This is a genomic window from Labilibacter marinus (assembly GCF_001659685.2).
In the GTDB taxonomy this organism is placed as follows: domain Bacteria; phylum Bacteroidota; class Bacteroidia; order Bacteroidales; family Marinilabiliaceae; genus Saccharicrinis; species Saccharicrinis marinus.
Genome location: NZ_LXYE02000038.1, coordinates 84422 through 107177, shown reverse-complemented (window position 1 = coordinate 107177; position 22756 = coordinate 84422). Strand labels below are relative to the sequence as shown.

Below are 22756 nucleotides of genomic sequence, written 5' to 3'. Positions count from 1 at the left end.
TAGGTATGAAAAGTAATATTGTATTTATAGCAACTAGTCTAGATGGATATATTGCAGATTCAAAAGGAGGTTTAGATTGGCTAAATATAATTCCTAATCCAGATCAGGTTGATATGGGTTATGAATCTCTTATGGCTCGGATTGATGGACTAATTATGGGGCGAAATACGTTTGAAACGGTATGTAGTTTTGATGTTGAATGGCCATATACTAAGCCTGTTTTTGTGCTGAGTAATACTCTAAAGAAAATACCGAAAGAATATGAAGGGAAAGTGGAGTTGGTTCAAGGGGCTCTTAAGGATGTTTTAGCGCATTTAAATAATAAAGGTTATACTCAGCTATATATTGATGGAGGAGCTACTATTCAAAGCTTTTTGAAAGAAGATTTAATAGATGAGTTAATTATTACAACTATTCCAATTCTATTGGGAGGAGGAGTGCCTTTATTTGGTGATTTAGGCCAAGCAAAAGAGCTGGAGTTAGTAGAATCAAAAACCTACCTCAATCAGATTGTACAAAGTCATTATAAGCGTAAAAGGTAATTGTTACAATGAGATTAGAGCATATTGCATTTTGGGTTAAAGACCTTGAGCTTATGAGGGCCTTTTACTGTGAATACTTCGGCATGACTAGTAATAAAAGGTACCATAACCCAAACAAGAATTTCTCTTCCTATTTTTTGACCTTTCCGGAAGGCCGTGCAAGGATCGAAATTATGCATCAACCAGAATTACTCGAATTAGCGGAAAATGGTATAACATATTTTGGTCTAACTCACATTGCCATCTCAGTTGGGAGCATGGCAAAAGTAAATGAACTAACACAGAAACTTGAAAGCGAAAACTACAAGATAATAGGTAAGCCTAGAGTTACAGGAGATGGCTATTACGAAAGTGTAATTCTTGATCCAGAAGGCAATTATATTGAAATTACTGAGTAATTTTTTGTAATTATTTAGTGTGTTTTGATTAGGTAATTATATCAAGATGATTTTGATTATTGTTAACTATGGTTGCGTGTAATATCTTGATAGGTGGAATTTTCTGAATGTTCTAAAAAACACCCTGAGAAAGAAGAAATAAAACGTTAATTTTTTTCCATAAATATTATAATATATTTAAGCTTTTAAAATCGCTGTTTGTATAGGTTATTTTATGGATGTGTTAGTGTGTTTGTTATTGAAAGTCTCTGGTATTTAGTTTTTGTAAAGTTTCTTAACTAACACACTATTAGTATTTAGAGTGTTAGTTATTAATGGATGTAATTTGTATATTTTAAGATTAAAAAAATACTATTGTCTATGTATTTTATATGTATTGTTAGATTGTTTATTCAGAAAATACAATCCTATATTGGGTATATGTTGTCGTGCGATTTACGCTGGCGCTACGATGTTTTTATGAAAAAGTTATAGTGTTTTTAAAATAAATAGAATGTGATTATCAAAATATTGCAATTTCTGGTTAATGTAATGGTAGGGTTTTGTTTGGTATAGTTTGTGATTTATGAGTTTAATACGTTATTGTATAGGTCTTTGTGTTAATTGCGAATATATATCCATATTTGGTATTGTATAAGTATTCGTATTTTTATTTTGTATATTATACTACCAATTTATGCTAGGTGTGATTTATGCTCGTTTTGAAAGGAAGTATATTAATATTAATGTGAGTTAGGTAAACATATTACCTGTATGTTGATGGTGTTTAGTTCGGAAATATTTTATAAATTCAAATACCCAATAAATCTTTAACTAAAAGGATACTGAAAATACCAACCCTATATTCCTAACTGAGTTTAATTTGTTTTTCTTCGCGTATAAAACCATTTGATGTAGAAAATAGGGAGGAAGTTAACCTTTTTGTTGGGATGGATAAATAACCAACCTTGAAGGGTCGTATAAAGTTATTTTAAGACATACATCACCTATTTTATTATCAATAAATAATTATGTAGAGAATGCAGAGGTATCCATATTTGATGAATATGGTGAGGAGTAGCTATTCAATTATGAGAATCATGGTAACTATATTTCATCGGATTTTTTCCAAGACGAAGAAACTGTCCTATTAATTATTAAAATTAACGCGAATAGAAGTTCAGAAGAGCATAAATGCCTAGGATGGAGTGTTGTAAGTCAATTAAAGCAGTTACAAGAAGGATAATCCTACTAGTTACTGCTTTAATTATTTGTTATACATCAAGACCTATTATTTGACTTATAAAGTAAGTTATTTCTTCCAAAGCCAATTTAAACTCTCGACGCTTTTATGTTGGTAGTATCTAAAATAATCGAAGTTAATTCCCATACCATTAGGTAACTGTTGAGAGTTGTGAGCAACAATACTCAAGCTAATGTTTAAAAGATATAATAATATGGTTGTATCTTCATGCATTGAATAAGATTTAAATTATTCTACTTTTATGATATTCGACCAATTACTTTCTTTACCATTAATTACTCTCTTTATCTTAAAATAAAGCTCTGTTTCACCATTTAAATCAATAGATACCATGCCTCTTACATTAGAGGTGAATTCCTTTTTTAAACTATCTTTTGATGTACCGTATTTGATGGTGTAAATACCATCGTTAAAATCGCTGGAATAACCAATTACCAACTTATTGTCTACAATAAATGAATCCCAGATAATTGGAGGTAATGCTTTCTGATTGGTAGCTACTAACACCTCCTTTGAGGCTTCACTATTTCCTTTGTCGTTAATGGCATATAACTGAAGCTTATAGTTTTTACCTTGTTCCAAACTATCCACATCAATATAGTTACTTACCGTTTTGTACGATTCTTGATTATCCAGTCCATCAGCTGAATACTCTACGAAATACTCAGATGCATTAGGTACATGTTCAAAAAGGATTCTAACTGCATCTTTACCTTTAATTACCTCTGTAATTTGTGGTGTAATTGCTTTTTGAAAAGATATGGTTTTATCTAATCTAGAGTAGTTCGTAGGCGTTACTAGACTCACAGTTAAATCCAACACATCATCAGCTAAAGCTTTCCAAGAAATAGAACCATTCCATTCTTTATCATCAGGTTGTAGCGTAGGTAAACCGATAGAGTTATTTGAAATAATTTCGCCTTTTGTATTTTTGAATTGATACACCAACTTATAATTGCGCATGCTATGACTAGGGTAATCACTTGCACTTCGGATTGGCATTTTTACATCAGCCGTATTTTTCTTAAAATCAATGTTGCTGACTTCAATATCTAATACAGGCGCATGCTCTCGTTTTATACGTGGAAATAACCTTCTTTTTTGTCTCCAAGATGTAATTACACCCCAAACTCTGTTTTCTTCAGCTGTTGTTCCTGCATAACCACTTCTATAATCGTTGAAAGTCCACATGGAAGTTCCAATCACAAATTCATTTTTATGTCTAAAATTATTGGTCCATTCCGAAAATATTTCTTTATCCGAATCTAAAGCGGTAGAAGGGAAGGGGTCGAAACCAAATTCAGAAATAAACACTGGTTTATCAGGCCATTTAGTTCTTAATGTAGTGAGTATTTCCTGAGGGTCTCCTTGCCAACGATACATATTATGCATAATTAAATCTACATGGGTGTTGGCATCCGTTTCAGGTGTATATTCCTTTTTTTGTCCCGAGTTACTGACACAAGTAACTAATCTGTATGGGTCCATTTCATTTTTAACGTAATCGATAGACGCTTTTCCATATTCATAATGATTATTCAGCTCGTTACCTACACTCCACCCAATAATACTTGGGTGGTTAATGTCGCGCTCAATCATTCCTTTAAGCCAATATTTGGCTAGAAAATAGTTCTTGTCTGTAACATCTATACCATGCTTATCAGTAAGCATTACATAAGGCTCATCTAACATTAAAACTTCTTCGTCTTCAAGCTTAAGCTTAATTCCTTTCTCTTTTTCAAGCTTAGCTACAGGGTAGTAGTTAGCGCGGAATTCATCATTATCCAAGTCGCGTACATTGATTTCTTCAAAAAGTAGAATTCCTTTTTTATCGCATAAATCTATTAGCTTTTCATTTTGGGTTCCGTGCATAATTCTCATAAAGTTGGCACCAGCTTCCTTCATTAAATCCACATCTCTTTCTAACACTTCTAACGGTTCCGAAGAGCCCCAAAAACGGTGTTCGCTTACTCTATTAAAACCAGCTAAACGCACTGCTTCGCCATTCAGTAACATCTGAGAGTCGGTCAACTCAACTTTGCGAATTCCAAAATTATCCAACCGCTCATTCAATACATTTTTTCCTTCCGAAATGCTTGTTTTAATTTGATATAGTTTAGGATTATCAAAGTGCCAAAGTTCAACATCCTTCGCTTTTAATTCTGTTTCCAGATGAATGTCTTTTATGGTATTGGCTGCAATTTCAATTGAACCTTTTAATGCACCAATTTTGGACTTATCCAGAATCTTCGAATCAACATTAACGGTTCTTTTTTCATTAGAATTATTCTCTATCCTAACCTTTAATTTTAGCTTAGCTATCCCTGTTTTTAAATCAGGTTCAGCATGAATATATTGATAATCTATTCTAATATCTTTGTTTTTACTTAAGGTAACATCTCGGATAATTCCTCCCCAATTCCAGGTGGCACCAACAATGGCACTATTATCTGCTTGAACAGCAATTACATTTTTTCCATTAAAGTTTAATGCATCTGTTACATCAAACTCAAAAGGCGTAAAACCACCTCTGTTTTTCCCTATAAACTTACCGTTTAAATAAATCTTTGAAAGATGATAAATCCCTTCAAACTTCAAATAGAACCTTTCATCTGCATTCTTCGTCCATGTTTGCGGCAACTCCAATGTTTTACGATACCAACCAATACCTGTGTAGTTAGAATATTCGTTAAGCATGCCCCAATGACCCGGTACTTTTAAATCGCTCCATTTTGAATCATCAAAATCGCTTAAATAAACGCGCTTAGGTTCCTCTTTTGCTTGTAAGTATTTCTCTTTCGAAATCTCTCTGAACATTACAGCATCTGCAGCCACCTGACCACTAACAATAGCGGTTAATTCCACATAATTTTCAACCTCACTGTTGAATTTGTAAATACCTAGGCTGTTCCATTCATTACAAAAAACTCTTTGGCTCACAAATTTTGTACTTACGCCATCCGCATGTTTTATATTATACTGGGCAGTAAGATGTGAGGAAAAAGGGTAGTAAGTGAAAGCTTCGTAGTATCCCGATTTTTTGAATTTAGGATAGAATCTGAAATAAGAACTATCTGATTTATCATCGCCATTTAAATCGGTTAAGGAAAAATAATGAAGTTGATAATCTTCTTTATAAAATTTTGAATCTCTGCCAGCTTTCTTTGACGTTTTCCAGTTTCCTTTCATCTCTATATTAGGATGCTTATTGTCCATTACAATGTCTCCTTCTGAAACCTGAATATTCATATAATTAGAACCTTCGCCATAAATGGAGTAAAACTTCCAATAGCCATTAAGACTCATTGTTTCTTGACCTTGCTGAGCGATAATGTTTACTTGCTCATTGGGTATACAAGCCGTAAAAAATAAAGTCGTTAATAATATAAATGTTAAATGTAGATTTTTCATTTAGTTTATAAATTTTAGTCGTTCCAATGGTTATTAATTACTTCTTGAATATGCGGATAATGATTGTCTTCTTCGTTCAGTTCTGTTCTTTTATTGGCCAATTCAACCTTCAGTTTGTCCACAATACTTGAATAGTTCGGATTGTTATACTCATTCTGCATTTCTTTAGGGTCGCGTTTTAAATCATAAAACTCCCAGGCAACAGGCGTATCAAAATCATAACGTCCCCAACCGTCTTGTTTTATCTTATCCTTCGTTTTATAATATCTTCCATAATAAAAAATCAGTTTATAATCCTTTGTTCTAATACCAAAGTGAGCGGGATTACCATGACGACTTCCCATATGCATCCAATAACGATAATAGGTAGATTGTCTCCAATTTTCAGGTTCATGGCCTGTTTTAAGCAAGGATTTAAAACTATGCCCTTGCATGTAATCAGGTACCGTTCCACCCGCTAATTCAATCAAAGTAGGAGTAAAGTCAGTATTGTTTATCAAAGCATCGGTTTTAATACCAGACTTAAAACCTTTAGGGTAATGCACAATAAATGGCATGCGCATAGCTTCTTCATACATCCAACGTTTATCCTGATAATCGTGCTCGCCCAAAAAGAAACCCTGGTCGGCCGTGTAAACAATAATGGTGTTCTCCAACAGGTTTTCTGATTTTAGATAATCTAACAAACGCTGTATATTATCATCCACGCCTTTTACACAGCGTAAATATCTTTTTAAATACTCTTGATAAACCTTGTGTTTGTAATCTGGATTATTTGGGTCTAATTCCATTTTTAGCGCTCGTCCCATGCCACGAATGGTATTTCGCATGCCAATGGAAGAACCAATATCGTGGATTAAACTATCGTTTTTACCACGCGTAGCTTCCGAACCATGATTACCCATTTGATATAAACTAGCTGGTTCAGGAATGTATGTGTCTTCCAGATAATCTTTATATCTATCGGCAAATTCAAATAAATCGTGAGGAGCCTTAAAGTGATGCATCAACATAAAGGGCTTGGATTTATCACGTTTGTTTTTTAGCCAATTAATGGATCTATCCGTAATTATATCAGATGAATGCCCTTGGTAACTATCAACGAGCACTTCCTTTTTACCATATCTACCAAAGTTTAGCTCCATTGAGTTTTTACCATCTCTTGAAATTAAATCGGGGTTATGATATTTACCTTGTAAGGGAAGAACCTCATAATAATCAAAACTTTCAGGTGCTTCTTTTAAATGCCATTTACCAATTACTGCGGTTTCATACCCCAGCTTTTTCATTTCTTGTGGTAGATATTGCTTTTCTTTAGGTAGATATTGATGCAAGTCGAGCACTCCATTGGTTTGCGGATATTGTCCCGTTAAAATGCTTGCTCGACTTGGCGTACATATGGCGTTGTTGCAAAAAACATTATTAAAGATGATTCCGTCTTTTGCCAAAGCGTCGATATTGGGCGTTGGGTTTAAAGGCGCTAAACGACTTCCATAAATTCCGATGGCTTGTGTTGTGTGGTCATCGGACATGATATATAGAATATTGGGCGGTGTTTCCTTTTTTTTACAAGCAGAAAATACCAATAATATCAAAAGCAAAAATATGCCACTTGTTCTTATTTGGTAAGAGATTCGAGTCATTATTTATTCCAGTTTTCGTAGATTTCTTTCAATTGCTGGTAGGCCGCTTTGGGCTTTCTGTTTTCATCCACAACTCCCCATTCTCTAAAACCTGATTCAGGCGTTCCTTTGTAGTTGCTGCGATAATCGTTATAACACCAGTAAGAAATACCTATCAAGTAAGGATAATCTTTCATTTCCCTCATATAGGTTACCAAATCCTCCTTAAACTTAGCATCAGGCGCAGGACCTATTTGGCTACGACCCACCTCTGATAAAAAGATAGGTATTCCTGGGAATTTTTTGTGTGTATCACGAACTGCTTTTGCAGAATTACCATAGGAGTTAATGCAAATGAAATCGACTTTATCTACCGGTTCGTTAGATGGGTTTGCACCTTCACTGTAGGCTGTTAAACTCACAAAAGTTTTTAAGCGGGTAGTATCTAACTCATCAATATAATCTAGCATACTAGCCACATAGTCGTGCTGACGAGCTGTCAATAGTTTTTTACCCCAATTCGGAACCGAGTCTCTTAATTCGTTACCCACACTCCAACCAACAACACTTGGATGGTTAAAGTCGCGCTCTATCATATCCTTCAACCATTTTTTAGTAAGTGGATTATCTGGGAACGATTGTGGGTCGTCATTACCCCAAACAGGAATTTCTTCAATTAGTAAAAAGCCAATGCTATCACAAAACTCAAGTAAATTTTCAGATAGAGGAGCATGCATTAAACGTGCAAAATTGCAACCCAACGATTTTATGTCCAACATATCTTGCTTAACCAATTGGTCAGGCTCTGTATTTCCATATTTGGGATGGTCGTGCACGCGATTTAAGCCATTCATTCTGACCGGCGCATTATTTAAAAACATTTGCTCTCCGCGCACTTCTAATTTTCGAATTCCAAATTTGTCAGTCTTACTGTCCATATGACCTTTTGCTTTTAACTCACTAGTAAGTGCATAAAGGTGGGGATGATTAAAATCCCATAATTGAAAATGAGACAAGTCCTCTTCAAATGTAATTTCTTTGGTTTGTATTGATTTTCCTGTGATGGAAATTTTTGAAGATAATTCCTTCTCAAAACCATGTCCATTTATGATTGAAGATATTTTTGCTTTGTAGGTATTGCAAGCATTGTTTTCAACTTTATATTTTAATACAAATCGAACCTTATTTGAGTTAAAATCTGGAATTGCACTAATATGTTGGTAAATCAAATGAACATCATCATTTGCTGTTAATGTAACATCGCGACTAATACCTCCCCAGGCCCACCAAGCTCCTCTTTTATATGAATTATCGGCCATTACCAACACTGTATTAGGTTTGCCGAAATTAATCACGTCGGTAATATTATACTCAAAAGGAGTATAACCACCGAAGTGAACTCCGAGTTGTTTTCCATTAACCCAAACCTTTGATGTTTGATAAACGGCACCAAACTTAATGCGTATTTGTTTTCCTTTCCAGGAAGAAGAAACTTTGAATTCTTTTTGATAATAGCCTTTACCAATATACTCAGCATAGGCATCTTGCGTATCCCAGTTTCCTGGAACTGTTATTTTGTCCCATTCGATGTTGTAATTGGCTAATACTTCGTACTCCGTTTTATTATTGGAAGCAAAGAAGTCCCATGCTCCATTTAAAGAAGTCTGTTGAGTTTGGGCATTTCCAATAAATCCAATTCCTAATGCAACGATTAATATGTAGATGAATTTCATAGTATATATCTATTAATTAGATAAGTTTCCGACGCAAAGTTCATTTGCTAATAGCGAACTTTGCGTCGGATTAATATTTAACCCCGATGGGTTTATTTTAAGTTTTGTATGCAAAGATTATTCAACAAGCAACTCAAAAACAGAAGCGGGAACATTTTTTGATGGATGTTCGACTTCAATAATTAAACCTTTAGTATTAACAGAAGAATCTAGCTTAATTTTATTGATGGTTTGATAATTTCCTTCTACCTCCTTAATTACATCTCCCTCTAAACTAGTAATTTTGTAATTCTGCACACAGAAAGGTATGACATCCTCAGGGTGTCCAAATTGAACAGTTTCCATGGCATGGTCATAATCTGTATCAAAGAATAGCGTTATTTCTGAAATTTCCTTTTCAGCTTCCCACTCTACCTTTAATGAAGGTGTTTTATCACTTAAATCGGCTACCCATGCATTGGCACCAAGCCATGGGCGAATAAGTCCGTTACCTATGTTACTAACCTCAAAAGCTTCAATGGCTGGACTTATCTCCATAGCTATATTTTTACCTTCTGGACGACGATTTGGAATCCAAAACTCAAATGCATCTACGCCTATTCCTTCAGGTGGTCTTTGACTTCCATCGTTGGAAACCTTTTCGTTCACCCCATTAAAAACAGTCATCACACCCGTTATTAATTCTTGGCTTTCTCGAATGCTGACTAAATCATTTTTCATAAACGTCACAAAGGCATATAAATCCTCGGTAACCGTTGTGTCAAAACTAAATTCAACACTTTGCTCTCCTTTGCTTATTTCAATATATTTTGATTCTAGAATAAGCTCAGGAGTATAATTCGATGCTCTGTCAGATCTTCGTAATTGGACTTCTAGTTGAGTATCTTCTTTGGCATTAATGGCAACCTTAAATGCATGTTTTTTACCTGCTTTAAACGGTAGAACTTGAGCTGCAGAAACAGAAAGATTTAACCAGTCGCCATTGGCAGGAATCTCAGAAAGCTTTAATGTTGACGATGCTGTTAGGTTAGCTTCATTAATTGTATTTGAACAAGCTTCAATAGGCACATCTAGGATACTTTGCCCAGCTTTATTCAGTTCGTTTTGTAGTTTCTTAATCTTGCCATTTTCAAGTATCTGCGCAGGAAGTAATTTATCCTCTTTACAAATAGAGGCAGCCATTCCTACGGCCTGTGCACCAAAACCACAAGTAATCATTACACGGGTAGAACCAAAAGCCACGTGTGATGCACTAATAATTCTACCAGCTAAAAATAAGTTATCAATATCTTTACTTACAAAACTACGGTAAGGTATATCGTACACGCCTTTAGAATGCCATTGAGTGCAGCTCGATAACTCGCTATATACACCATCTGCAGGGTGTAAATCCAAGGCCCAACCGCCAAAAGCAATCGCATCATCAAACTTAGCCTGACCAAGCACATCTTGCTGCTTCATCATATATAAACCTTCAAAACGGCGGCTTTCACGTTTTCCTGGAATATTTCCAACCCATTCTAAATCTAGGTTTTCAACCCCTTCAAATTCACCTGAGTTTTTGATGTAATCCCAAACACCGTAAATTACTTTCGATAATTCCCACTTGATTTCCTCGGTATCATGAATCGTATCTAAACGTCCACCATATTCGAACCACCAAAAGTTACAACCTGTTTGGTCTTTACGGATAATTTTATGACGAGGTATTTTACTAATATCCTTTAAAGCATAGGAGGGAGCTACATATTTTACGGGTTTATCCGATGGTTTACTGTAAAAAAACATGGAGTGCCCTAATAACTGACCATAAGACTCTTCTGGAGCAAATAATTCTCCAAACTCCTCTTTAGATTCGGCACCAATACGAAAACTTGCACCGGCCTGAAAAGCAACAATACCATCTCCGGAAGCATCACAAAACAATGGTGCTGAGATAACGTATTCAGTAGAGTTTTGGCTATTGAAGGCCACTACACTCTTTAGGTTTCTATCATTGGCTTTTTCAACCTTGGATACACCTGTATTTAATAGCAAAGTAATATTCTTTTCCTCTACTACCTTTTCTAATAAAACTGTATCAAATATGATAGGATTACCTCCTTTGTTGCGATACATGTTTTCTACCATGATTTCATCAATCACTCCACCTTCGCGACTCCAACGGTTATTATTACCCATATGAGAAGTGGCGCCTAAAGCCCATAAACGGACTTCAGATGATGCATTTCCCCCTAACACAGGTCTATCTTGAATAAGAATAGTCTTGGTTCCTTTACGAGCTGCTGTAATAGCTGCACAAACACCTGACAATCCACCTCCAACTACTACAAAGTCTGCTTGTAGTTGCTCTACTTTATTATTACGCTTTACGCTTGAAAAATCTTCTTGAATCATTGTTTTACTTTTTCTGATATGAGCAATCACTCATTTTTCATTAGTAACTACTCCTTATTTCTATATATGATGATAGCACCCAAAGCCAATACTACAGTTCCCATACCGCCTACTAAAAGGGCGCCGTTATCGGCTAAAAAGGATAGAATTAATATTAACGCTCCTGTGGAAGCTACTCCAATACCGATAACACGTCCGCCTTTTTTGTTTCCACTGGTTTCATCCGTCTCATCTTTTACTTTATTGGCTATAGTCTCAATGTATTGGTTGTATTGCGTAGTTTCTTGTGCTTTAGCAATTAATATGATTTCGTAAATCACCATTAATACAACAGGAAGACCAACGCCAAGCATCATTTCTGCCGTGCGGCTTAAAGTGATGTCCAAAAATGATGGAGCTAAAAATTTAAAGAAACCATTAATGAGTAATGTAATGATGGTAACTGTTAAAGCTGTTTGACCATTTTGACGTTTTGAAAATAAAGACCATATAGGAGGTAAGAACATAGCTCCTCCTGTTAAGGCGGCTAAACTCATGACTACTTCTACAATTCCACCTAACATTGGAACCAGTAAGGCAACCAATATGGTAATCACACCTAAAATAACCGTAGAAAGCTTTCCAACTTTCACCAATTGCTGATCGCTTGTTTCGGGTTTGAAATGTTTATATACATCATTCGCCAAAACGCCAGCAGAAATATTTAAAGTTGTATTAACCGAGCTTGAAGTGGCAAATATCATTCCTCCCAACATTAAACCTAACATTCCAACAGGAAGTACTTCTTTACACATTAATAAATAAGCGCCTTCATCTGCTAAACCTGTTAAGTCAGGATTTAATACTCTGTAAATCATTGGAGGTAACATCCAAATTAATGGACTTATAGTGTATAAACCTCCGAATAACCAACCTACTTTTTTGGCATCTTTAGGCGTTGCTACACTTGTGTAACGCTGTACGTAGGCCCAGTTTCCTGCGATAAAAAAGAGATTATACAAACCAAATGCCACCAGGAACATGGGGGAGTATTCATCATTTACAAAATTGAAAAAATTATCGGGTGCTTGTTGAATGAAATTATTAATGCCTCCGATTTTATCGAAAGATAATGGAACAACAATAAGTACGGCTGCTGTTAAAACTACAAACTGTAAAACATCGGTAACAATCACTGCCCATAAGCCACCAACAGCTGTATATATTAAAATTAAAACACCTAAAAATATAATGCTGGCATAAATAGGAATACCTGTAGATACTTCAACTATTTTAGCTACAGGATATAGAAATGCACCTGTGGTAAACACCGATATAAATAGAAATAGATAGGTGTAAATCTTTTGCGTTTTTAAACCGAGCCTATCGGTGATGAATTCTGCTGCAGTTAATGCTCTTGTTTTTTGCCATTTAGGAGCAATGAAAAAACCGATAATTAATCCTGCGATACACATGGTCCATTGAATAGCAATGGCTACCCAGCCACTTTGATAGGCGATTGAGCCCCAAACCACAAATGTTCCTGCAGAGAAGAAACTCATAAATAAGGAAAGTCCACTCATCCACCAAGGTAATGCTCCACCTGCTGCAAAGAATGACTTCATGTTTTTTCCAGAACGAGAAAAACTCACGCCACTAATAAAAACTAGCGCTGTAAAAACTAAAATTACTGTAATGTCTATTGAACCCATTGAATATATTTTATGAAACCAAAACTAATGCTTAAGTCAATCAGTTTGTGAAAATGACTTTCGGAAACGTTTCCGAAAGCGTTTTTATTTTCGGAAACGTTTCCGAAAATTGTTTTTGTTTCCGAAATTAGTATCATTGTTGAATCGATTTCTTAAAGTTAATAAAAGGATTGCAATGAAACACGTAACTATAAAAGATGTAGCTTCTAAATTAAATTGCTCGGTATCTACCGTTTCTAGGGCTTTTAATGACAAATATGATATTCGTCCCGAAACGCGTAGTTTAATACTGAAAACGGCAGAGGAAATGGGTTATCGTCCCAATCCAATCGCCCGAAAGTTAATTAAGCAGCGCTCATTAAATATTGGGATAGTGGTGCCTGAGTTTGTCAATAGCTTTTTTCCAGAAGTAATTATTGGTGCTCAGGATGTGCTTCATGAAAAGGGTTATCAGGTGCTTATTATGCAATCCAATGAATCGAAGGACATAGAATATAAGAATGTAGAGACTCTTGTCGATAATATGGTAGATGGCATTCTTATTTCACTTACATCAGAAGTTACAGACAATGAGTATTATGCAAAGCTGATAAATAGAGGAATGCCTTTGGTATTTTTTAATCGTGTGTTAGAAGGCTTGAACGTTTCCAGAGTATTGTTTGATGATTATAAATGGGCGTTTTTTGCTACAGAGCATTTAATTGTTCAGGGGCACAGAAACATAGTACATATTACTGGTCCGGAAGAATTGCTACTTACAAAAGAGCGTATCAAAGGTTTTGATGATGCACATAAAAAATACAAAATAGCGCCAGGTAAAAAGGTAACCTGTGGTTTTACCATGAAGGACGGGGAGGGAATGGCTCAAAAGATGATTGATAACGATGAATTGCCCAAGGCTATTTTTTCTGCCAGTGACCTCAGTGCTATTGGTTTTATGAAGACGCTGAAAAATAATGGCATTAGAATACCAGAAGATACAGCTATTGTTGGTTTTTCGGAATCAAGATTGGCTGAAAATGTGTATCCGCCTTTAACCTCAGTAAAACAGCCCACTTATGAAATGGGACGTACAGCTGCCGAATTGCTAATAGAGCAAATACAAAACACAGGTAAATTTGTTCCGCAAACCATCGTTTTAAATGGAAAACTCAATATTAGAGAATCATCCGTGAACGTTGGTGCTTAATTCCTGTTGGCTTTCTAATTTTTTAATAGAATTCTTTTTGCTTTTTAAAAAGGATTGAAACCACAAACCTGAATACTTGATGATTCGTTCTTGTGTTTTAAAATTGTTATATACTAAACCAAAACGAGGTTCAAAACCTTCTTTCCATTCAAAATTATCTATTAAAGTCCATATTAAATAGCCTTTAACTGGAATACCTTTCTTCTGAGCTCTTAATATTTGCTTCAATATTTTTCGATGATATTGGGTGCGTTTTATATCGTATACTTTTCCGTTGCTTACATGGTCTGGGTAACAAACACCACTTTCGCTTACAATAATTTTTTTGATGCCCTTATATTGATGGTAAAAGTTCAAGATTTTATACATGCCTTTGGGATAAACTTCTAATCCCATGGTATTTACTTTAGCATTTCTTTTTTTAGCTTCAATTTCGGTGGCAAATAATACGGGTGGAAATAGGCTAAACTTTGTAACCACCCTAAAATAGTACTGGATACCTATAAAATCAAAATCAAACTTTAAACGCTCTTCATCACCCTCGTTAAAGTAACGTTGTATCATATTTAAACCAGGCATTATATCCGTTGGGTAACCTAAGCCCAAGGATGGTTCTATAAAAAAACGATTAAGTAGTGCTTCCATACGACTGGCGGCTCTACGATTCATAAACCATTTGTTAATAGGCTTAATAACAGAACAACTAAAGGCTGTACCTACTTGTGCACCTTCTACATTTCTTCTTACTATTCTGCCTCCTTCGGCATTGCATAGGCATGCATGATGGGCAGCCTTTAAAAAATTACTTAAGCCTGTTTTTCCGGGTGCATGATAACCCATAAAATATCCTAAACCTACAAAGCTCATAGGCTCATTTAATACCAACCAATGTTTTACCTTATGGCCATATTCTTTGGTGCAAAAATCTGTATATTTTGAAAACCAATGTACAATAGACCGTGACGTCCAGCCTCCTAAATCCTCTAGTTTTTGAGGTAAATCCCAATGGTACAAAGTAACCCAGGGTTGCAAACCATGCTTTAAACAGCAGTCAATCACTCGATGGTAAAAATATACACCTTCAAGGTTTACATCACCCATGCCTTGAGGAAATATGCGTGTCCACGAAAGTGAAAAACGAAATACTCGTAAGTTTAATTCCGAGGCTATCTGAATATCTCTTTCAAAGTCCTTATAAAAGTTGGATGCATTCTCTATTTTGTCGCTATTTTTAATGTTGTTGTAATTAGAAGTAAACCTATCCCAAATGGAGGCCCCTTTCCCTTCAGCCTTTGGCCAACCTTCATTTTGGAAGGAACTAATTGTAGTTCCCCAAACAAAATCACTCCCAAATTGATTCTTTTTAAGCATAGGTGGTATTATGAAATAAACACAAGATTACAATGCTCTTATAAATTAAACATTAGATAAATGTTACTGTTTAGATAATATGGGAAGATAAATACTAATGTTTTTATAATTTTGTGCATAAATTAATACCTAAAACATAAAATCATGAGAAAATTAATTGTAGCTTTTGTATTGGTTATAGCACCATTTGTAGTAAAAGCACAAACCGATGTGTATACGGAAACTAGCTGGGAAATGATATTTTCATTTGCTGATGTTGAAATGAATGTCGGAAATGAGGATATTAAAGTAAATTCTCCTATGCGTTTTACTGCATGGTACCATGCTGCACAATATGTAAATTTTGATTTTACCAATAATATTGGATTATACACTGGCTTAGCTTTGCGTAACGTGGGTTTTATCACTAATGATAGTGAATATAATTTAGAAAAACATGTGCATCGTTCGTATAATCTAGGATTGCCTTTGGCCGTTAAATTAGGGGCCTTTGATAAAGGTGCATACATATACGGAGGAGCAGAGTATGAATTATTATTCCACTACAAAGAAAAGTTTTGGCAAGATGGTCAGAAATACAAAACTTCTCAGTGGTTTAGTGATAGAACAAAACGCTTTATACCTTCTGTTTTTGTGGGTGTTCAACTTCCACACCGAGCCAATATTCAGTTTAAATATTATTTAGATGATTTTTTAAATCATGATTATAAAAGAGGAGTGGTAGACCAAAGTAATTATAAAAAGACACAAGTATTTTATGTATCCGTGTCATACCGTTTTAGGTCAAGAGACTTTAAAAAAGTATTTGAAGGAGAAGGCTATGAATTTCATGCTAAGCGATAAAGCTTACTGAAACACCTCTATATATGCACCAAATTGTGCATGAGAAGAAGGCGGTGTTAGCGGAATAAAACCAGAAATAATTTTAGAGCCACTTATAATGAGTGGCTTTTTTTTGCTTTCAGCTTCCGTAAAATCATTCCATAACCCTTTTTTAACGGAGACCACTTTCCATACTCCCTTACTATTCGAGTGTATAAAACGAGGCAGTTGAATATTTACATTGCCCATGTTATATCTCCAATTGATATCCAAACATGGATGAATTTTTAATTGCCCCAGTTCATCAACATAAACTATTCCGTCAACACCTAAATAGCCTTCGTATTTCAAATGAGGCTGTAAACTTTTAATGGCTTCAATTAATAACTGGGCAGATGATTGAATTAAATCCTCATTAAAAAACTCGCTGATAGCATTTGTTTGATGTGGCCAATGGATTATTCCTCCAGTAAAATGCCCTTTATTATCGTTGGTGAAATGTGAGATTCCTAAAAAAATAATTTCTCCATTTCTATCCAACTTAAGTTGATACGAAAAGTCCTTTGCTTTTTGAAGCAAAGGCTCTACAGTTACAAAACTCTGAGCGTTAATGGCTCCTCTAAGCCATTCCTTATTCAAAGGTCTGTTGTTCTCCGTATCTACCGTATGTACACCTCTTCCACTTGAGCTCCATGGCATTTTAATAACAGCTTTACCATTTCGCTCTATCCATTGCTCTACTTTATCAATGCTATATACATTTATTGCTGCTTTTTGAATTCGTACCTCCGAATGTTTGCAGTTGTGCTGGAGGTAAGTTTGTACTTTATTGCAGGATGCTCTACTAAAAAACATCTTATCATCCTCTTGCCATGAATAGTTAGGGCTAGATTTGAAATGTGAGCTGCTATTAGCTTTTAAATTCTTTAATTGATGATGACAGGCAGGACTCCAACTCCAAGGTCTGATAAAGTTTATATTCTTTTGTTGCTCTGCTTCTTTAAGAGTTATATAATTACATATTGGTAATCCAATATTTTGCCAAATATTTAAAAAGGATTCGTTGGGTTTATCCTGAACTAGAACAACATCGCCTTCTTGCGCAAAATAGGATGGCATCAACGCTAAATCGCACTCAAACTGTCGCAAGGCTTTGGGTGGCATATAACTGGCAAAACCATTAGCTATTGCCATTTCGCCAGTAGGATTAAAGTAATATATATCGCTCATGAATCATTAAATAAACTAGGGCACAAAGATAAGGTATTATCCTTTATTGAAAAGCCTTTGGTGCGAATGAGTGACTACACCTATTTTATCTTTTCTGGCAGCATTTAATATGACTAAAAACAGGCTTTTTGCCTGATAATATTCATAGTGCAAAAACAAACTAATCTGTTATTTTGAAAGTACAAAACATGAGAAAACGATTAGTAATATTTTAACTTTTGAGCCATGATTATAGGTGTTCCTAAAGAAATTAAGCCTGCTGAAAACAGGGTAGGGATGACTCCTGCGGGAGTCTTAGAAATGACCAAAGCTGGTCATACTGTATATGTTCAATCTACAGCTGGACTAGGTACGGATTTTTATGATGAAGATTATGAGAATGCAGGAGCTAAAGTTTTAGCCACTATTGAAGAGGTTTATGCAATCGCTGAAATGATTGTAAAGGTAAAAGAACCTATTGAGCCCGAGTACAAATTGATTAAAGAGAATCAACTGTTATTTACTTATTTCCACTTTGCATCATGTGAGCCTTTAACTAATGCTATGATTGAGCAAAAGGCAATTTGTTTAGCATACGAAACAGTTGAAACACCAGATAGAAAGCTTCCTTTATTAATTCCTATGTCGGAAGTAGCAGGAAGAATGGCAACGCAAGAAGGTGCTAAATACCTAGAACGAACATATAACGGACGTGGTGTTTTACTAGGAGGAGTTCCTGGAGTTAACCCAGCTAAAGTATTGGTTATTGGAGGTGGTGTTGTAGGTACGCAGGCGGCTAAAATGGCGGCAGGTTTAGGTGCAGATGTTACCATGATGGACTTAAATATTGATCGTTTGCGACAGTTAGATGACATTATGCCTGCTAACGTGAAAACATTAGTTCCTAATGAAATGAGAATGCGTGAGGAAATTCAAAAAATGGATTTAATCATTGGAGCGGTTTTAATACCTGGAGCTAAAGCACCTAAATTAATTACACGGGAAATGTTACCTACGTTACAACAAGGTACAGTATTGGTAGATGTTGCTATTGATCAAGGTGGTTGTTTTGAAACCTCCAAACCAACAACACACCAAGATCCAACATATATTATTGATGATGTGATTCATTATACCGTAGCAAATATGCCAGGTGCAGTACCATTTACTTCTACTATGGCATTAACTAATGCCACTTTGCCTTATGCTATTCAATTAGCTAATAAAGGATGGGAAACAGCATGTAAAGAGAATTCTGCATTGAAATTAGGTTTAAATATCGTTAAAGGAGATGTTGTTTATAAAGGCGTATCTGAAGCTTTCGATTTACCTTATGTTCCTGTAGAAAAAGTATTGTAAGTAAACTTTTAGAATTATGATATTGAAGGCGTCCTATGAAGGGCGCCTTTTTTTATGGATACGATTTAGCTATGGGAGTATATCTGTGTAAAATGGATCATATTGAAGTAATTTGGTTATAGTAACACTTACATTTGATTCTCAAATTATATGTTAATACTATTTTCAAACCTTTGAGGATATACAGGTAAAAGTCATTCTAGTAAAGAAAGAAAACTAGTACATTGAGCGTTATTTTAATGATTTGAATTCAATAGGGTAATCATCTATTGTCTTTGTAACTTATCTTTAACTGCCACGTAATGAGATTTACCCCCTCTATTTAGTTGTTTTATTTTATCATAATTATGTCCGAAGGACTAAATTTGGCTTTATGAAAATCTACCAGTTTATAATTATTCTATGTATTGTTCTTATTGCAAGCATTGGTATTAACACAAATGTACTAGCACAAGAACTACCTGCCCTTAAGTTTGAAAAATTAAATACTGACCATGGTTTATCTAGTAATCAATCCTTATTCATAAAGCAAGATAATCAAGGTTTTTTGTGGATTGGCTCTAATGGTGGAACAGATCGATATGATGGTTACAACCTGCGTAAATATGTCACGGACAAAAAGAATCCGCATGCTATATCAACCAATGTAGTGGGTAGTTTTGCTCAAGATTACAATAATAATATTTGGTTTTCTTCTATTAATTCGGGTATAGAATTTTATGATATACATACGGAGCGATTTAAAAACCTATCTAAAATTCAGCAGGATTCTAAAGCTAATAGTTCAAGCAAGGTATTTATTGATTCAAAAAAAAGAATATGGTCCATTACAAAAGATGAAGAGGTTTATATGGCTTCATTAGAAGAGTTTTATAAAGATTCAACATTAAATTTTCAGCCTATCAATAATAATGAAACCAATAATCCATTAACCGCTACTGATATTAAGGAAGATAAAACAGGTAAAATATGGGTGATTGGAAAAGAATATATGGCAGTAGTTTCGTTCAATGCGAATGGGAAATATAAGGTTGAACTTATTGAAACCTCGGGTACTTCAAATATATTTAAGGATGACCATGATGATTTATGGTTTTTTGCGAATGGAATGGTAAATAAGGTATTTTACGAAGCCAAAAATAAATATTCGATAGAAAAATACGATTGTTATAATAGTGTTAGTAATAAAAAGTTCTGGCTATACGATGTGAGTTCATTGGTAATTGATAAAAATGAAACCATGTGGTTAGGAACAGGGAGTAGAGGGGTTTATACTGCAACGATTAATACCGAATTAAAGCGTACAGACCTTAAAACACATTCTTCATACGACTTATATAATGCGGATGGCATTAGTTCTAATACGGTGCGAAGAATTTATGTAGATAAAAATAATATTGTATGGCTTGCATTGTCAGGAGGCGGTATTAATAAATACGATGCAGATCAAAAACAGTTTGGACATATAAAGGTTAGTAACCAACCGGGTCATCTTCCTTTTAAAGGTGTTCGGAAAATTGTTGAAGATGGAGAAGATAACCTTTGGATTGGAGAGCAAGGGGCTGGTTTGGTAGTGCTTCCGAAAACTGATGATAATGGTTTATATAATAATTTTATCAGCAAAACGGATGAAGTATTTTCTGGAAAACGCCCTCCTGGACCTAACTATAGTATTGGTGTGGTTTCTACTAATAAATTTAACTCGTTATACTTTTTTACTTGGAAAAAGAAGATTGTTTATTTAGATCCAAAATTAAATAGAGGTAAAAAATATCACTTTCTAGAAGATGACAAAGAAACCATTGGAAAGGGAATTTGCATTCAGAACTATGCAGATAAAAATAATGACTTATGGTATACTCATTTTAATGGTGGAGTAGCTAGGGTAAAATTAACAGAGGATGGCCACATTGATTCAAGCCAGGTGTTCATGTTTGATGCTAATGATGATTATTCCATACCCAACAATACGGTTCGCGATGTGGTGCACAGTTCAGACAATACGCTATGGGTAGCTACAGCAAAAGGCTTGGCACGTATTAAAAATTATAATAAAGATGACATTGATTTAAAGTTTGAGACTTTTTACACCAATGAAAAAGATTCGAACTCGATAAGTAATGATTATGCAATTTGTTTATTCGAAACTCAAAATGGAGTTTTATGGATAGGTACATACGGAGGTGGTTTAAATAAATTTGTACCAGGAGTTAACGGAGAACCAGATCGATTTAAAGCGTATACAGAAGAGAATGGACTTTCTAGTAATATTGTAAAATGTATTTTAGAAGATGATAATGGAAATTTGTGGATAACAACGGCATTTGGACTATCTAAATTTAATCCAAAAACTGAGAAATTCAGAAATTACACAAAAGCAGATGGTCTGCAGGATAATGATTTTTTCGATTTATCAGGAATCAAGCGTAAAAATGGTCAAATATTACTGGGTGGAGTAAATGGCTTCAACTATTTCTATCCAGATAGTATTAAGGATAATCCTTATCAGCCTAAGGCTAAAATTGTGAATATAAAGATAAATAACAAACCTGGCATTATTGGACAGGAATATCATAAAAACGTGGTTCTTCCGCAATCAATCAGCTTACTAAGTGAAATGGAAATTAGCTATAAAGAAAGAGTAATAGAACTTGAGCTAAGTAGTGACCATTATGCGAACCCTGAAAAAAATAAATTTCAATATAAATTAGAACCATTAGATGATGAATGGATAAGTACTACTTCGGAAAAACGATTTGTGACTTATACTGATTTACGTGGTGGAGAGTACACTTTTAAAGTAAAAGCTGCCAATGGCGATGGAGTTTGGGGTGAAGTAACAAGTTTGATGATAACAGTTAAACCTCCATTCTGGAAAACAACTTTTTTTATAGTTTTTTGCATTCTATCAGTAATTGTAGGTTTATATTTTCTTTTTAAATGGCGTACTCAAAAACTGAAAGAAGATCAGAAACTACTAAAGGAAAAAGTAGATCAGGCTACTGCCCAAGTAGAAAGTAGAAATGCTAAACTAGAGGAGGCTAAAGATAAAATAGCCAAAATAATGCAGGATGTAAAAAATGAGTTAGGTAAGGCCTCTGAGGAATTATTAAATGCGACAAATAGCCAAGCTTCTACCATTGAAGAAATTTCATCTTCGGTAGAGCAGATGACTGCCAATATTAAAGAAGATGCCAACAATGCCCTAACAATGCATCAGGATTCAAAGAGCATCGAAGAGGATGCCGAGTTGAGTGTGAAGATTGTTTCGCAGACCGTGGATTCCATGGAAAATATTACTAAAGAAATTAGTTTTATTTCGGATTTTGCACGAACTACGAACCTATTATCATTAAATGCCACCATTGAGGCAGCAAAAGCAGGAGAACATGGGCGAACCTTTGCGGTAGTAGCGGGTGAAATTAAAAAGCTAGCAGATAATTCGCAGGAGGTAGCAGATAAAATAAAAGGTTTGAGTGAGGCTGGTTTATTGCAGTCGCATGAGGCGAATACTAAAATAGTGGAACTACAAACTGTGATTGGAAATGTAATTGGTTTTATTGCTAAAATTAGAGAATCGAGTCAAACGCAATCGTACGAAACGAATAATATTAATTCCGCGATTCAACAAATAACAACATACATCAATAGTACGAATCAATTAGCAGAAAAATTAGATAGTGCCATTAACGCTTTATCCGTAGATGATGAATAGCTTATAAGTAAAACAACTTAAGATTATAATTAGATGTTATGCTTCCGTTTTAAA

General features: G+C 34.9%; 13 protein-coding genes. 6 read left to right on the top strand and 7 right to left on the bottom strand.

Features of this window, described 5'->3' with window-relative positions; genetic code table 11:
* The first annotated feature begins 5 nt into the window (after positions 1–5).
* Entirely contained in the window at positions 6–542 is a 537-nt protein-coding gene (locus A8L32_RS16035) for a dihydrofolate reductase family protein (RefSeq protein WP_066631865.1), read from the top strand.
* Positions 543–550: 8 nt separating this feature from the next.
* Positions 551–940: a VOC family protein gene (locus A8L32_RS16030; protein ID WP_066631863.1), complete on the top strand. Its 390-nt coding sequence runs from the start codon at positions 551–553 to the stop codon at positions 938–940.
* A gap of 1471 nt (positions 941–2411) precedes the next feature.
* Here the strand turns inward: A8L32_RS16030 and A8L32_RS16025 are convergent.
* The 5 genes from A8L32_RS16025 to A8L32_RS16005 all read right to left on the bottom strand — a co-directional run bounded on the left by A8L32_RS16025 (position 2412) and on the right by A8L32_RS16005 (position 13037).
* Complete coding sequence (locus A8L32_RS16025; RefSeq protein ID WP_066631861.1) at positions 2412–5594, bottom strand: glycoside hydrolase family 2; 3183 nt, start codon at positions 5592–5594, stop codon at positions 2412–2414.
* 14 nt (positions 5595–5608) lie between these two features.
* Positions 5609–7237, bottom strand: coding sequence for a sulfatase family protein (locus A8L32_RS16020; protein ID WP_066631860.1), 1629 nt, complete (start codon positions 7235–7237; stop codon positions 5609–5611).
* On the bottom strand, positions 7237–8949 hold the full coding sequence (locus A8L32_RS16015) for a glycoside hydrolase family 2 protein (RefSeq protein WP_066631859.1): 1713 nt from the start codon (positions 8947–8949) through the stop codon (positions 7237–7239). Before A8L32_RS16015 ends, A8L32_RS16020 begins: the two co-directional genes overlap by 1 nt.
* 117 nt (positions 8950–9066) lie before the next feature.
* A complete protein-coding gene (locus tag A8L32_RS16010; protein ID WP_066631858.1) occupies positions 9067–11346 on the bottom strand; it encodes an FAD-dependent oxidoreductase in 2280 nt (759 codons plus the stop codon).
* A gap of 47 nt (positions 11347–11393) precedes the next feature.
* Positions 11394–13037, bottom strand: coding sequence for a sodium:solute symporter family protein (locus A8L32_RS16005; RefSeq protein ID WP_066631857.1), 1644 nt, complete (start codon positions 13035–13037; stop codon positions 11394–11396).
* Between the two features lie 175 nt (positions 13038–13212).
* Between A8L32_RS16005 and A8L32_RS16000 the strand changes: the two genes are divergently transcribed.
* Positions 13213–14226, top strand: coding sequence for a LacI family DNA-binding transcriptional regulator (locus A8L32_RS16000; protein WP_066631856.1), 1014 nt, complete (start codon positions 13213–13215; stop codon positions 14224–14226).
* Here A8L32_RS16000 and A8L32_RS15995 read toward each other — a convergent pair.
* On the bottom strand, positions 14203–15597 hold the full coding sequence (locus A8L32_RS15995) for a glycoside hydrolase family 1 protein (protein ID WP_066631854.1): 1395 nt from the start codon (positions 15595–15597) through the stop codon (positions 14203–14205). The genes A8L32_RS16000 and A8L32_RS15995 overlap by 24 nt on opposite strands.
* 144 nt (positions 15598–15741) lie before the next feature.
* Here A8L32_RS15995 and A8L32_RS15990 point away from each other — a divergent pair, with 144 nt between their 5' ends.
* Entirely contained in the window at positions 15742–16440 is a 699-nt protein-coding gene (locus tag A8L32_RS15990) for a hypothetical protein (protein ID WP_066631848.1), read from the top strand.
* Positions 16441–16443: 3 nt separating this feature from the next.
* Here the strand turns inward: A8L32_RS15990 and A8L32_RS15985 are convergent, their stop codons facing one another.
* The gene (locus tag A8L32_RS15985) at positions 16444–17649 is read right to left on the bottom strand and encodes a hypothetical protein (protein ID WP_066631846.1); all 1206 of its coding nucleotides are present in this window, start codon (positions 17647–17649) and stop codon (positions 16444–16446) included.
* Positions 17650–17874: 225 nt separating this feature from the next.
* On the opposite strand from A8L32_RS15985, the gene ald reads away from it, so the two are divergent.
* Together ald and A8L32_RS15975 are read left to right on the top strand one after the other, a co-directional pair.
* The gene (gene ald / locus A8L32_RS15980) at positions 17875–18987 is read left to right on the top strand and encodes an alanine dehydrogenase (protein ID WP_066631844.1); all 1113 of its coding nucleotides are present in this window, start codon (positions 17875–17877) and stop codon (positions 18985–18987) included.
* A 373-nt stretch (positions 18988–19360) separates the two neighbouring features.
* Positions 19361–22702 carry a ligand-binding sensor domain-containing protein gene (locus A8L32_RS15975; protein ID WP_066631842.1) on the top strand — a complete coding sequence of 1114 codons (3342 nt, stop codon included), beginning with the start codon at positions 19361–19363 and terminating at the stop codon, positions 22700–22702.
* Positions 22703–22756 lie beyond the last annotated feature (54 nt).